This is a genomic window from Paenibacillus filicis (genome assembly GCF_038070315.1).
In the GTDB taxonomy this organism is placed as follows: Bacteria; Bacillota; Bacilli; order Paenibacillales; family NBRC-103111; genus Paenibacillus_G; species Paenibacillus_G filicis.
The window spans coordinates 1-14586 of sequence record NZ_JBBPCC010000030.1 but is presented as its reverse complement, the minus strand read 5'-3'; the positions used below and the strand labels follow the sequence as shown (position 1 = coordinate 14586).

Below are 14586 nucleotides of genomic sequence, written 5' to 3'. Positions count from 1 at the left end.
CACTTTCTATATCCAAAAGCCCTACAGCCGGTGAGGATGTAGGGCTTTTGGCAAGCTTTACTTCGCTCCGCCTATCCGTTTTTGATAGCCGTCGTTCATTTCTTTGATGATCTGATTGAATTCCGCGTCAGTCTTGAGCTTGCCGATCAGATCGTCCCAGGCGCTCATCGGTTCTTTGCCCATGATGATCTTGACCTTCAGGTCCTGGATTTTCTTGTCAAAGTTTTTGCCGACTTTGTTATACGTATCGGATACTAGGCCGACAGCCGGGTTGCCCTGGGCGATTTTATCCGCTTCGTCGATGCTCTTGATATTAGCAGCCTTGATTTTATCCGATCCAGGCACATCCGGCAAGGCCTCTCCGGCACGTGTGTACTTGTCATAAGCTTGGAAGATGTTCGTGAAGGCCAGGAAGCTCGGGTCGGATGAAGCGCTGCTTGTGAGCTGCTTCATGCCGTTGCTCTCGATAAAGTCTTCGTTCGGGAAGCCCCATTTCACGAGATCGGAGCCTTCCTTAGACATCCCGTAATCCATGAAGGCCAGGATGCGCTTCAGCTTATCCTCCGATACTTTCTTCGGAATGACATACATGCCGAAGAATCCGTCGCCACGGGAGGTGAATGGCCCGTAAGGTCCACTGAGGACAGGCACCCAGGTAAAGATCGGCTTGGCGTTCGGATTCACCTTCAGCAGATCCTGTGCAAAGTTAATCGCATTGTTCGGCGTATCCCCGTAGACGCCAGCTTTGCTGTTATACACCAGATCTCTGGCCTGCTCGGCCTTGAGGATCGCGAAGTCTTGCGGGATTAGCTTCTCTTGGTAAGCCTTGGCCATCCATTCCAGCGACTGGCGCATGCCCGGATCGAAGATCGTATGGACCAGCTTGCCGTCTGCGACCTTATAATTGCCGGCGGCACCGGTGAATACCTGCTCCAGCCAGATGAACTGACCCATGTTGTCCACGCCGACGTAACCAGCCAGACCTACGGTGTCCTTTTGTCCGTCAGGGGCGTTGTTCTTGAACGCTTTCATCACCTGGTACAGCTCATCGGTCGTGGTCGGTGCCTTCAGACCCAGCTTGTCCAGCCAATCCTGGCGGATGACAGGCATCGTATTGCCGATAACCGGGCGTACGCGGGGAACGCCGTAGTTCTTGCCGTTATACTTCGTATTCTCCCAGGTCGCCGACGGGTAGCTCATCAGGTTCGGGTAGTCCTTCAGATACGGGCTGATATCCCAGAACGCGCCCTGATCCACCATCTTCTGAAATACCGGCGATCCGATATTATCGATCAGCATCAGGTCGGGGATATCGCCTGATGCGAGTGTAACGTTCATCTTCTCCGAGAAGTTATTCGGCGTTACCCAAGTCATCTTCAGCTTCGTATTGGTCCGCTTCTCGACTTCCTGAATCAGCTTGTGGTCGGCCTTCATCGGCTCCTTCTGGTAGAAGAGCGTCAGGATGCTGATGTCCGTAGGCGCCTGTGTCTTGGAGGAAGCTCCTGCTCCCGAGCCCGACGAATCAGCATTGTTGCCGCAGGCGGACAGCAGGGTGGATGCCCCCAGGGTGAGCGCGAGTGCCGACGAGAGTGCTTTTTTCTTCATTTCAAGTTCCTCCTGTACGTTAACTTATCTTAATGGAATGTATACATGAATGGAAGCAGGTGTGCTTCCTTATTCCTTCACGGAGCCGACCATCGCGCCTTTGGCAAAATGCTTCTGCAGGAACGGATACACGGCCAGGATCGGCAGAGTGGCAACGACGATCGTCGCCATTTTCTTCGATTGGGACGGAATGTTCTGCTGGGCCAGCTCGGTCAGCGCCTCCACGCCCATTGAAGTCGAAGAGTCGATTAGCATGTTCTGCAATAAGATCTGCAGCGGCCATTTGGCCGTATCGTTGATATACAGAACGGCGGAGAAGAAGGTATTCCAATATCCAACTGCATAGAACAGGCCGAATGCGGCCAGCGAAGGCAGAGATAGCGGTAGAATGATTCGAATCCAGATGCTGAAGTCATTGCAGCCGTCGATCTGGGCAGCTTCCTCCAGGGAGGCCGGGATGCTGTCGAAAAATCCTTTCATCAAGAGCACATACCATCCACTGGTGAGAACAGGCAGGATCAGCGACCAGACGCTGTTGATCAGACCGAGGTCCCTCACGAGCAGATACGGCGGGATAATACCGGGATTGAACAGGGTGGTCACGAGAATCAGGAGCATGATCGTCCGTCTGCCCTTCAGCCTTCTCCGGGAAATGCCGTAGGAGAGCATCGAGGTAATAATCAGACTGAGCGCCGTACCTACAACGGCTAGAAAGGAACTGACGCCGAATGCCCGGATAAAGGATTCAGTGGATAAAATGTACCGGTAAGCATCGAGTGTCCATTCGCTAGGCCATAGCACCAGCCCCCCGCTAAGATCTGCAGCGGAGGAGAAGGAGCCGATGACGACATAGTAGAGCGGGAATAGGGCCATGATGCCGATCAGGATCAGGATGGTTACGTTAATCGTGTCGAAAGTACGGTCGGTTGCTGTTCGTTTCATAAATCCTCCTTCATTAGTACACGCCATCCTCGCCGAATTTTTTGGCGATTTTGTTGGAGAGGATGACCAGGATGAGACCGACAACCGATTTGAATAAACCGACCGCGGTACTATAGCTGAATTGCCCCTGCTGGATACCGGAGCGGTACACATAAGTATCGAAGACATCCGCCACTTCGGACACGGCGCCGTTCATCATCAGGTACACCTGCTCGAAGCCGACATCCATGATGTGACCGATGCGCAGAATCAGCAGGATGATGATGACGCTGCGAATAGCCGGAAGCGTCACATGCCAGATCTGCCGCATGCGGCTGGCGCCGTCCATACGAGCAGCTTCATACAGCTGCGGATCCACGCTCGCTATAGCGGCCAGGAAGATAACCGTTCCCCACCCGGCTTCCTTCCAGATCGATTGGGCGGTCAGTAAAAACCAGAAATAATTGGGATTCGTTAAGAAGTCGACCTTGTCTCTTCCCGCCGCTTCGAGCAAGGCGTTGAATACCCCATCCGAGGTCGACAGCATCAGGAAGCTGATCCCGGCAATAATAACCCAAGACAAGAAGTGCGGCAGGTACACAATGGATTGAAGCGCTTTCTTCAAAATGACATAGCGCAGCTCATTGAGCATCAGCGATAAAATAATCGGGACCGGGAAAAAGAAAACGAGATTCAGCAGGCTGATCGCCATCGTGTTGCGGAATAGGACGGCGAACTCATTCTGGGTAAACAGGCGCTGGAAATGTTCGAGTCCGACCCAGGGACTACCGAGGAGTCCCTGATAAGGTGAATAATCCTGAAACGAGATCATGACTCCCCACATGGGGATGTACTTGAATACGAGGAAAAACAGCAGACCGGGTGCGACCAACAGGTATAGAAAGAAATCCTTGCGGACGCTTGTCAGGAATCGTACAAGCCCGGAGCTTTTCCGGTCCGTATTCCTGGCTGTCCGTGCATCCGGTTCCAAGGCGGATTGGGGTGTTGAATTCATGCGGCAACTCCTTCTTCAATGATTTTCATCCGCATCGAGCCATAGCTGCTGCAGCGGTTGACCTGAGTATAGGACGGCCAGACATTGAATGCCTTAACAAATTTTTGAAGGGGGCTTAACCTGGCTTGTACTTTTTTGGCGAGATGTTATAAGAGGGAGTAAATCGGAGAAAAAGGCCGAATCGATTAGAAAATAGAAGGACAACATTTATCCGTTCCCAGCCTGTTCTATCCCAGTTGGATACGTGGAAAGAAGGAAAAAGCCATCCTCGAAGCCACCTAAGCGTGGCTGGAGAATGGCTTTCGGTTGATCGGCAGACGTGCCGGAATGGTTCGGGTCAGAGAGATTCTCCTATACGACGTGACCCGGTCCTCCGGAGAACCGGCTGCCCCTTTCATGTTTTTGCAGGAACTGCCTGCCATATTCGCCGTGCGGATGAATGCCCGCATGCTCCGTCTGGATCGTCGTATGCTCTATCCCGTATTTCTCCTTCAGCTGCTCATTAATAGCGAGGATGACACAGAACGGCTGGATATCGGCCCGAATGAAGACATGCGCGGTTAGTGAGTAATGGTCCGTAGACAGAGCCCACAGGTGCATCTCGTGCACATCCTCTACACCCTCTACGGCTGCTATCGTACCGCGAATATCCTCGAGGTTATAGCGGTCGGGTACGGATTCCATCAGGATCATATACGATTCCTTGATAATTCGCGCGCCGCCGATGAAGATAATAACCCCGATCACCATACTGATGAGCGGATCGAACCAGAGCAGGTCTGTGTAATAGATGATGACGGCTGACACGATAACTCCGATCGAGCTGAGCAGGTCGCCGATGAAATGCCAGAGTGCGCTCTGTACATTCAAATTTTCCTCTTCCTTCATGCTGCGGCTTAGCACGAGAGTCAGTACCAGGTTGACGATCAGGCCGATGGAGGCGATGATCAGCATCAGCTGGAAGTTAATCGGCTCCGGGTTCAGGAATCGTCGCACGCCTTCGATGCAGATCCCGATGGAGATGACAGCTAGCGTCAATCCGTTCAGGAATGAGGCTATGATCTCGAAGCGGAGATAACCAAAAGTAAATTTGCTGTTCGGTTGACGCGTCGCCATATAGATTGCCAGCATGCTGAGGCCGAGTGCCAGCACATCGGACACCATATGAGCGGAATCGGACAGCAGGGCCAGCGAGTTGGACAAGAGTCCTCCGACGATCTCAACGATCGTGAAGAATAGTGTGAGCAGTAAGGTTATCCAAAGCGTTCGCTTAGAACGGCTCTGCTGTTTGGCATGGGGGAGGTGGTGATAGTCGTACATACAGATGCACCCTTTCGTTAAAATCAAGTATCTACTTACAACCAAAGCATACGTCAATGCTCAAATTTCGTCAAATACTTTAATTGATAGCGATTTTCAGCCATTTGAAGATAATTATCACTATCATAATAAGGATTACTTTGATTATGATAGTATTTCTCAGTTATTTGATACTGATTATCAATTCCGAGTATAGCGCTTTCAATTTTGTTACAAAATTGCAATGTTACTGTTACGCGATTAACATCTTGCTGGTGTAATATAGCTAGCAAGACCCCCTTTTTAATATAAACACTTTAAGGCTCGCCCCCGTTGGGCGGGCCGATTTTTTTTGTTCGGATTTCGAGTCTGGTTGGCATGGGGGTGGGCGAAGCGTCACCGATGCTGGACGTGAAGGAGAAGCTAATGCTCGCCTGCTGCGGAGGCGGCCTGGCACCGAACGATCGAGAGCAGCTGCTACCGAGATGGCGGCTCTATGTCGGCCGATCCAGGAACTGGGAGATTTTCGAGCCAGGATCCTAGCGTGATTACTTTCCTAACCGACTGGCTTGCTAGCTCGTCTGGAACTTGACTCGTCCCCTATAGGCCGAAGCCAAATTCCTGTGAGGCTATATGTTGGATATCCGGATGCTTCAGATTGGTTACTTTGAAGGCCAATTGGTATCCTGCCTGTATGTGCTGTCGGCAGGCAGTTTGTCGGTATACCCAAACAGGGCGTTCTCACAATTAATTATTCTATGGATAATTAATCGGTTGGATCGTTGTTCCTTATCTGGAATCCCTCCAAAATATGGGTTGACAATGAAAAGAAAATTCATATACCATAAACGGTAGAAGAAGGGAGGCCTAACTGTTAAGCCCATGCGGCAGGGAAACAAGAAGTATTCATAACCTTCACTGAGAATTGTTATCAATGGAAGGGTTAAGTGTTATTCGGATCGCTACATACATACTTGAAATGCCTCTTTTTTTTGTGAATTAATTGATAATGATTATCGTTATCGACAAAACCGATTTAGAAAAAGGAGAATCTAACGTGAGCATTGGTATAAGAAGAATCGTATCCAGCCTGATGATTCTGGTATTGGTACTAGCAGGCCTGCCGCTTCCGTCTGTTTTAGCCGACAGTTCAGCAACTAGCAGACTATTGCGGTCAGGCAATGCTGAGATTATCGGCGGAAATAGCATGGGTAATTTTTTTCTTGCTGTAGGCAATGTTACGGATAGTGTATACCAGCAGGTGTACAGCTATGAGGCGACACTGCGTGTTGAAGCGGACAAGGTGGGGCTTACGAATACTACGGCAGTCGCCGCCTGGAATACGCCGGTGATTACGGAGTCTGGCTCAGGGACTTACAAGATTACGAGCGATGTGAAAAATCAAAGCGCTCCCGTGAAGCTCGGCACAGCTTTCGTCAATCTGGCAACGCTCACCTTGAAGTCCAAGCCTGTGAGCGTAACGACCACAACGACCCTTACCGTGACGGACCTCTGGCTGGTTAACAAGGAAGGCGTCAGATGGAAGGCGCCAGATGCGTCGGCGACCGTAACTTTCCAGCCGACCGGCAACAAGCAGCAGCTCGCTGCACTGGTAGCCCAGGTAAGCTCCCTGAATTTGATCGAGGGCGTCTGGAACGGCCAGTACCCGGTAGGGTCTTTGGGGGTGCTTTCGAATATTTTCAGTACAGTCAAATTTTCCTTGGAAACGGAATCGTCCCAAGCCAGAATCGATCAGCGGTACAACGATCTGAATACAGCTTATCTGGCCGTGAAGGACAAGGTGATCACGAATAATCCTGTTCCTGTGCTTCCCGACGGTCAGTACGGGATTGATTTTACGATTTTCAAAGAAAATTCGAACGAGACGTCTGTGATGCAGGCTTACGTTGACGCGAGCAGCGGCAAGCTGACGGTTGAGGGCGGCAAGAAATATGTGTCGTTTGTCCTGAAGCAGCATGCGGAAATTCTTTCTCTCAAAACGGAAAAGAACGGTGTTTTAACAGAAACGGAAATTCCGAGCGTGGATCCGGCTGGCAATACGAGAGTCGTGCGGTTTGAAATCAAAGAAATTGATAACCGGCTGAATGGCTGGGTAAAAATTTATTGGAATCTGGGGCCCCCGCTGGGACTCTACGACCATGAATATGTTATCGAACTGGGCTTCGGCCAGATCAAGGCCAACAAGGAAGTGCTGAAGACGCTGGTTGCAGAGGCCCAAGTGGAGCACGATGCCGCAGCGGCGGGAGCGTTGAAGGAAGCAGTAGGGGCAGCTATCGAAGCAGCGCAGACGGTAATGAATAACTCGGCAGCGACCCCTCAGCAGGTAAATGACGCAGTTGCTGCCTTGCAGAAGGCCGTAAACGCTCTGAAGCTGATCGTTACGGTGACGTCGAGCGATAAAGAAATGCTTGGCGGTAACCGGGTATTCATCTCACAAAGTATTGGGAATGTGACGAATGCGGCGTACCAGGAGATCTACGGGTATGAGGCAACCGTTATCGTGGATCCAGGCAAGCTGGAGCTGGCAAGCATCAGTGGCTGGCATAGCCAATTCCTTAAGCCGGACAAGGAAGAGCTCTCTCCGGGTGTATACCGCATTAAGACTGCATTAAGCTCGGCCGACAAACCTGTCGTGCTGAAGTCGACGACGCCCGAAGACATCCTGATCTTGCGGCTGGTGGCGAAGATGCTGACCGAGCAAACAACTGCCACGATACAGGTTAAAGACATCACACTGATCAATAAAGAGGGCGGGCGCCTGCATGTCGGGGAATCCTCCGAACATCTGACGATCTTCCCTGGAGGCAATAAGGATCAGTTGAACGAGCTGATTGCCGAAGCCGGCAAGCCACGCGAAGGCGTCTGGAACGGCCAATATCCGGTGGGTTCGATGGCAGAGTTCAAGAAGGTCTTCATCGAATCCCGTAACTTCGTAAGCAGTGAACAGACCGAAGAAGCGATCAAGGCTCAATATGACAAGCTGCTGGCAGCCTATAACGAGCTCAAGCTGAAGGTGATTACGGACCACCCTGTACCTGATCTGCCCGATGGCGAGTATGGTATCGATCTAACGGTATTCCAGAACCAATCGAATGAGGCTTCGATGACCAACCAGTACGTGGTCCCAGGCAGCCACAAGCTGACGGTGAAGGACGGCAAGAAATATGTATCATTCATCTTGAAGCAAAGTAAAGAAATCCAATCGATGAAAACAGAGCAAAACGGTCAATTTACAGAAACGGATATCCTGTCTACAGATCCTATTCGTAATACGAGACTCGTCAGCTTCGAGGTTAAGGATCTGACGCAACGACTGAATAGTTGGATCAAAATTTATTGGGACCTCGGTCCTCCGTTAGGAATCTATGATCATGAGTATGTGATCGAGCTGGGCTTCGGCCAGATCAAGGCCAATAAGGAAGTGCTGAAGGCGCTGATTGCAGAGGCCCAGGCGAAGCATGATGCGGCGGTGGAGGGCACTGCCAAGGGACAATATAAGACCGGTGCCAAAGCTATCCTCCAAACGGGTATTGAAGCGGCTCAGACCGTAGTAAACCGTGAGCAGCTCACGCAGCAGGAAATCAATGAGGCAGCAACCGTTCTCAGGGCGGCGATCATTGTATTCGAAGAGTCGGTTGTTAAGGGGGGTGCGGCACCTGTCGATAAGACGGAGTTGACTAACCTGATCGCCGATTCTAAAACCAATCATGCTGCAGCAGTGGAGGGCAGCGGGTTTGGACAATATCTGACTGGTTCTAAGGCTGCGCTGAGTACGGCTCTGGACGCGGTAGCGCTAGTGTTAGCTAATGAGGCGGCGACACAGGCTCAAGTGGACGAAGCCGTGAAGAAGCTGCAGGCAGCATGGAAACTGTTCGCTGCGTCTCAGTACAAGGATGCCGTTACATCTCTGCCGGATGGCCGTTATACCTTGGATGTGAATCTCTTCCTGCCAAGTGGAGATGAACTCTCGCCTATTCAGGACTACGTAACAGGTCGTGGCATTCTCTTGGTCAAGGGAGATCAGAAGCAGGTAGCGTTCACGCTTCATTCCTCTCTGGACATCGTGTCCTTTCAAACCAAGCTGAACTCAGTCACGGCATGGAAGGAAGCCTCCGTCATCGAAAACAATGAAGCGACAGGCAAGCGCACGATACAATTCGAAGTGCAGGACCTCAAGCTGAATAAACAGCAAGGAACCGTCAAGCTAAAAGCTGCGGGTGCCCAAGAACAAAGCTATCCTATAGAGATTGGCTATGGCAATATTCATTTGGATTTGACCCAGCCGGTGAAAGATGGTCAGTACAAAGTTAATTTCACCTCCAGGTCCGAAGACCCGGCGGAGGCTCCGCTCGCTGACTTTATCCAGAGCGAAGGGAACAGCCTGAACGTGCTGAATGGCAAGAAGCAAGCGATTCTTCAACTGCAGGCCGGAGTTAACGTCTCCAGCATAGCGGTTATCAACGCGCAGGGTGAGGTGATCCAGGAGATTACGTCAACCTTGGCGGCAGCTGCCTTCAAGCAGGCTGGAGTGGTTCGTGTGCTTGCTGCAGACCCGGCTGCTACTCGTGTACAGTTCGAGGTTGTCGATGATCTCACCGTAACCTATGCCTTGAAGCTGACAAAGAATGGACAACCAGCCGCATTGAAGCTGGCCTTCGGTAATGTAGAGCCTGTGACGAGCTACACCGTGTTGACGCCGAAACCAGAAGGGGAGGTTGCGCCGGAACCGCCTAAATCTTCAACGAGCGGCAGTTCCTACGGGAGCGGTCCCGGGATTCCAACGAGCAAATTGAAGGATGGCGCATACTCTGTAGCCGTATCGGTGCTCCAGAAGGGCAAAACTGTTCCTTCCGAGCTCCAAGCTTATATAACCGGGCCCGTATTGCTGAGCGTAGAAGGCAGCAAGGGGCTGGTTACGCTGAGACTGAAGCAGAGCCACAAGGTCAGCTCGTTCCAAACCGAATTGAATGGCAAGCTGACTGATACCAAGGTTATCGATACGAATGAGAAGAACGATACGCGCGACGTTCAATTCGAGATCGAGGCGTTAACATCTAAGCTGAGGATTATCGCCACGGTTGACGGGAAGAAGCTCGAAGCTGAGCTTACCCTCGATTCAGCCGCAGCCACCCTGCTTGGCAAGCATGCCCGACTTGGAGATGTGTTGAAAGACAAGGATTCCACATCTGAGCGTCCTATAGCTTCTCGGCCTGTTCTGAAGGATACGGCCAGCCACTGGGCCGAGGCATTGATCGAGCGAGCAGTCGAGCTTGGTCTGGTCAATGGGTATGAGGACGGAAGCTTCCGTCCAGACGGTGAGATTAGCCGTGCTGAATTTATCGCACTGGTCGGCCGTGCTCTAGGAGATGGCACACAGCAATCCGAACTGAGCTTTGCGGATCTGGAGAAAATTCCAGATTGGGCCAAGCCTGCACTTGCTAAGGCTGTCCAAGCTGGTATTGTGACCAGCTACGAGGATGGTACCTTCCGTCCGGCGCAAAGCATCACCCGATCGGAGATTGCGGTTATCATCAGCAAAGCTATGAAGCTTCCACTCGAAGAGGGAGGGCAAGTGACCTTCGCAGATGAGCAGCAGATCCCGGTCTGGGCCTATGCATCGGTTGCTGCTGCAGCCAAGCAAGGCGTCCTAAGTGGGCGAGAGCATAATGTATTTGCTCCTTACGCCTATGCGACAAGAGCAGAGGCTGTTAAGTTAATTCTATCTATAGTAGATAACGTAAAGTAAGATTGAGTCAGTAACTAACAAAATCCCTTTGGAACGTCAAACCGCGTATATCACGCGATGACGTTTTCCGAGGGATTTTTCTGATGAATGGGCGTCTTTATTTGACTTCAATTTCAAGATCGGCGGCCAGGGTAATAGGCTTGACGTGAGTTGTATCGTCGCCATCCGAGTATCTGATGAATGCGCCGATGCTATAGCGGCCAGGGGGCAACACAGTGGGAACATGATCCCAGTCTTCGGGTCCGGACAACTCCAGTTGCAGCTGATTATGGTTGTAATTCTGAATGAGGTAAGGGGTGAAGGAGGCGTACAGGTCCATGTCCTTCTTGAGCCGAGTTTTTTCGAGCTTCGGCAAAGTCATCGCCGGACTGGAGTTTCCCTTGTCATCTGTGAATGCAAAGCTTAACAGGCGGCTGCTGTGGGTAATGACCTTTTCCGTATCAGGGAGATATTCCAAGGTCGCCCAGATGCTCAGACCTTCCCCCGCTCGATAGACCGGTTTTTCAGAGTGAATTTTGAGTTTAAAATCTGAATTTCGAGCGGTTGAACTGAGCTGGGATTGAACGTACTTTTTCGGGTACTGAATATCAATGGTCTTGTATGTCTCGTCGTAGTGAATAGTTCCTCCCGTTTGGTCAACTAAAAATCTCAGAGGCACATAGGTACTCCCGTTAATCTGATAGGCTGGGTGTCCGGAAGGCATAACAGCGATGGTCCGATTGAACTTAATACTTGCGGGAGAAACCTCCAGCTTCGGAGTATCGGGGGCCAGCGCAGCGGCGGATGAGGATAGGAGCAGCCCTAGACCTAGGGGGACGATGAATTTGTTCAAAGAGACACCTCATTAGAATTTATTGATTACAAATTTGGTTTATTTTGTTAATGATATCATTGGAAGTGTTGGTTATAAAGACTTGTATGGGTGACGGGGTACCCGGATTACATGTTTTCAGTCGGCTGAGTTAGAAGAATAGAAACTTTAACCCATTGAAAATTATGTTACAATAGATGGGAATAAATTAAGATTATGACTTGCCTTTGGCATGATTAGTAATGAAAGTATCCCTTTTCATTATCCATTTGAATGATTTATGGGGTATTTTCGCTGTCGCACTCCGTGTGGAGTGCGTGGATTGAAATCAGTGTGAAATCCGCTCATCGGCAGGACTGGACTTGTCGCACTCCATAAGGAGTGCGATTTATTGTTTTTTTGGCTCACTCCTTTTCAAGGAGGATCCCTGCACTCGTATTACAAGGGATCGGAACGGCCAGGGTATACCTGACGCTTCCGGCTGCTATAAGTGATTTAGCCCAACCCACCTGGTATGCTTCCTCTTGGGCGTCTATCGGCTCTGGCGAGACTGAGGTTATGATTTCGGCGCACTTGTTGGTGGGATATTCACGGACATAATGAGCATCCAATGGGCAATTGGTCTGATTGCGTGCTTACCTTTTCTCGCTGGTTTAGTTGGTACATGGAATTTGAAGGAGACCTTGTCTACGTCAGGCATGCCAAGAACTCAGCCCCGTTGATTCATAGGGTCGGCATGCTCTTCTGGATGCGATCTCCCCGTGTTCACTTTTTACCTGCCATTTAGGAAGTCTTAATCCTCCTTTAAGGTCCATCCCTGATGATAGAGACAACGAAACGCAAGACCATTCGTTGCAAACATTCATCTTAGAAAACTAGGACTGGGGAGGCTGAAATAAATGGATAATCTTAATAAGCCAGCAACAGTTACATCGGGACGAAGCCCACGGCTTCGGAGCATGATGGCGGCTTTTTTGGCAGGTACACTCGTGACAGGCGGCTTCATGTTCGCTTCGGATAAAATGAACTTATTTACCTTACATCAGGGGGCCGCGGCAGCAGGGACGGCAGCAGCAGTAGATGTAAGCGGAAGCCCGACAGCGGGCGCGGGCTTAAAGAATGCAGCCGTAAACTTGGGCACCAACGGCAGCATTTCCGGTATCGTCGATCAATCCAAGCCGGCTGTGGTCAAAATTGAAACCAAGGTCAAAGCGCAAAGTAATCCGAATTCGCAGTTCACAGATCCGAGATTCCGCCAGTTCTTCGACGACGGCAGCGCGGAAGGGTCGGACAAGCTTCAGGACGGCGGTCTGGGAACCGGATTTATTTTTGAAAAGTCCGGCTATATTTTGACCAATGAGCATGTGATCGACGGAGCCGAGGAAATATGGGTGACGGTACAGGGTTATGATAAGCCGCTGAAAGCCACTTTGCTGGGCAATAGCTATGATTTGGATTTGGCTGTGCTGAAGATTGAGGGTGACAAAGACTTCTCTTACTTGCCCCTCGGCGATCCGAATCAGTCCAAGGTCGGCGACTGGGTCGTCGCTATCGGCAATCCTTACGGCTATGATCAGACCGTCACTGTCGGAGTCTTGAGCGCCAAGGAACGTCCAATCTCGATCCCCGATACACAGGGAACGCGGGAGTACAAGCATCTGCTTCAGACAGACACCTCCATTAATCCCGGCAATTCAGGCGGTCCACTGCTAAATATGAACGGTGAGGTCATCGGGATCAATACGGCCGTTAGCGCTCAAGCGCAGGGTATCGGGTTTGCTATCCCGACGAGCACTATTTCCACCGTGCTGGAGAATCTCAAAAACAACGTCGCGATACCCAAAGAGCCTATTCCATACCTGGGCATTGGTTTGGAAGATGTGAACGCCGATTGGGCGCAGGATCTGAATCTTAATACGAAGACAGGCGCCGTGGTAACCCAGATTGATCCGAAAAGTCCGGCGTTTGCAGCAGGAATCCGTACGTATGATGTCATTACCGCGATAAACGGTCAGTCCGTGGCCAATGCTGAGGAGCTTTCCTCGAAAGTCAAGGAGACTGCAGTCGGCGATCAGCTTACGTTGACCACGATACGCAGCGGCCAGCAGAGCGAGATTCATGTCACAGTCGGCAATAAGAATGCGAAGTAACCACAATAGAACGTTCGTCCGTCATCCGCAGGGATACGTCTTCTTATACTATGCTTCATTTAGCTTGCCTGTATGCTGCTTCGTCACACAGGCTTCTTAAGCCCAATGAAACGAAACAGACCCTTTCTCCTCTAACCGGGAAAAGGGTCTGCTTCTATAATGAAGTGTGACTTCATTAGAAACGATTTCGCCAAACCAGACGCTTGGCCACTACTTGGCGGTTCGAAACAATAGGCTCCAGAAGGAGGTTTTTTTCTTGGGGACAAAGTGACGCTTTGAGCGCGGCAGAAGATATTCTTCGGCTTCTTCGTCTTGGGCATGTAAAGTGATTTCTCGAGAGGTCACGCTGCCATGCGGCGCCTCCATCGGGATGGTCGACCATTGTACCGCGGCGGCAACCTCGATATGAAATTGGTTGCAAGACTCAAGCTGTTCAAGCCGTTCCGCCAGCACGCGGTTTTCCTCCTGCAGTTCTTCGATCAGCTCGTACAATACTTTCATAGTAAGCTTGACGGGCTTGGATCTTTCTTGATCATGCTCAGGATATAAGGATGGTGGCATTGGCATCGATTCCACTTCGCGGATAACCTCCATGGACACGGCAAACCTCCTCTAGTAAATGGATATATTCTTATGATAGAGCAAATAGAATAAGAATACAGTCGAAATGGACTGTCAAAACCAAGGTAAACTTGTTTCACTTTGTCGCGGTCTTATCCATCATATACAATCTATTGGCAGAGACATAAGTAAGTGATGAGCAGCACTTAATGAGGAAGACAATATGATTCTCTCTAAAATTCTTGTAACAAAGCTCTTGCAAAACTTTGTCGAATATGATACATTACAACTCGGCCGTTCGAAAGAGTGCCCGCTAGCAACAGCCTTTGAAAGCTTCTGCACATGTGGTTAGACCCCTTGAATGGAAGAAGAAAATTGATGCTTGCAAAACAGAATCGAATATGGTACATTACTTCTCGCCCCTTGAGAGAGAGGCAAGCAAGAGTGATTGAGAGCT

8 protein-coding genes are annotated in these 14586 nt (G+C 50.5%); 2 read left to right on the top strand and 6 right to left on the bottom strand.

Annotation, left to right across the window (positions count from 1 at the left end; translation table 11 throughout):
• Window positions 1-57: 57 nt before the first annotated feature.
• From WMW72_RS31405 to WMW72_RS31390, 4 genes are all read right to left on the bottom strand, one after another.
• Entirely contained in the window at window positions 58-1605 is a 1548-nt protein-coding gene (locus WMW72_RS31405) for an extracellular solute-binding protein (RefSeq protein WP_341419546.1), read from the bottom strand.
• Between the two features lie 69 nt (window positions 1606-1674).
• Window positions 1675-2547: a carbohydrate ABC transporter permease gene (locus WMW72_RS31400; RefSeq protein WP_341419545.1), complete on the bottom strand. Its 873-nt coding sequence runs from the start codon at window positions 2545-2547 to the stop codon at window positions 1675-1677.
• Between the two features lie 13 nt (window positions 2548-2560).
• Window positions 2561-3541, bottom strand: a complete 981-nt coding sequence (locus WMW72_RS31395; RefSeq protein ID WP_341419544.1) for an ABC transporter permease — start codon at window positions 3539-3541, stop codon at window positions 2561-2563.
• Between the two features lie 351 nt (window positions 3542-3892).
• Complete coding sequence (locus tag WMW72_RS31390) at window positions 3893-4861, bottom strand: cation diffusion facilitator family transporter (RefSeq protein WP_341419543.1); 969 nt, start codon at window positions 4859-4861, stop codon at window positions 3893-3895.
• Window positions 4862-5897: 1036 nt separating this feature from the next.
• Between WMW72_RS31390 and WMW72_RS31385 the strand changes: the two genes are divergently transcribed.
• Window positions 5898-10607, top strand: a complete 4710-nt coding sequence (locus tag WMW72_RS31385) for an NEAT domain-containing protein (RefSeq protein WP_341419542.1) — start codon at window positions 5898-5900, stop codon at window positions 10605-10607.
• 97 nt (window positions 10608-10704) lie between these two features.
• Here the strand turns inward: WMW72_RS31385 and WMW72_RS31380 are convergent, their stop codons facing one another.
• Entirely contained in the window at window positions 10705-11439 is a 735-nt protein-coding gene (locus WMW72_RS31380; RefSeq protein ID WP_341419541.1) for a stalk domain-containing protein, read from the bottom strand.
• Between the two features lie 878 nt (window positions 11440-12317).
• Between WMW72_RS31380 and WMW72_RS31375 the strand changes: the two genes are divergently transcribed.
• A complete protein-coding gene (locus tag WMW72_RS31375; protein ID WP_341419540.1) occupies window positions 12318-13568 on the top strand; it encodes a S1C family serine protease in 1251 nt (416 codons plus the stop codon).
• A gap of 210 nt (window positions 13569-13778) precedes the next feature.
• Here WMW72_RS31375 and WMW72_RS31370 read toward each other — a convergent pair whose 3' ends face one another.
• On the bottom strand, window positions 13779-14162 hold the full coding sequence (locus tag WMW72_RS31370) for a hypothetical protein (protein WP_341419539.1): 384 nt from the start codon (window positions 14160-14162) through the stop codon (window positions 13779-13781).
• Between the last annotated feature and the right edge of the window lie 424 nt (window positions 14163-14586).

What these genes read in the sequence shown, in the direction of transcription:
- WMW72_RS31400 (WP_341419545.1), bottom strand. Translation starts at nt 2,547, where the DNA reads ATGAAACGAACAGCAACCGACCGTACTTTCGACACGATTAACGTAACC.
- WMW72_RS31395 (WP_341419544.1), bottom strand. Translation starts at nt 3,541, where the DNA reads ATGAATTCAACACCCCAATCCGCCTTGGAACCGGATGCACGGACAGCC.
- WMW72_RS31370 (WP_341419539.1), bottom strand. Translation starts at nt 14,162, where the DNA reads ATGGAGGTTATCCGCGAAGTGGAATCGATGCCAATGCCACCATCCTTA.
- WMW72_RS31375 (WP_341419540.1), top strand. Translation starts at nt 12,318, where the DNA reads ATGGATAATCTTAATAAGCCAGCAACAGTTACATCGGGACGAAGCCCA.
- WMW72_RS31390 (WP_341419543.1), bottom strand. Translation starts at nt 4,861, where the DNA reads ATGTACGACTATCACCACCTCCCCCATGCCAAACAGCAGAGCCGTTCT.
- WMW72_RS31405 (WP_341419546.1), bottom strand. Translation starts at nt 1,605, where the DNA reads ATGAAGAAAAAAGCACTCTCGTCGGCACTCGCGCTCACCCTGGGGGCA.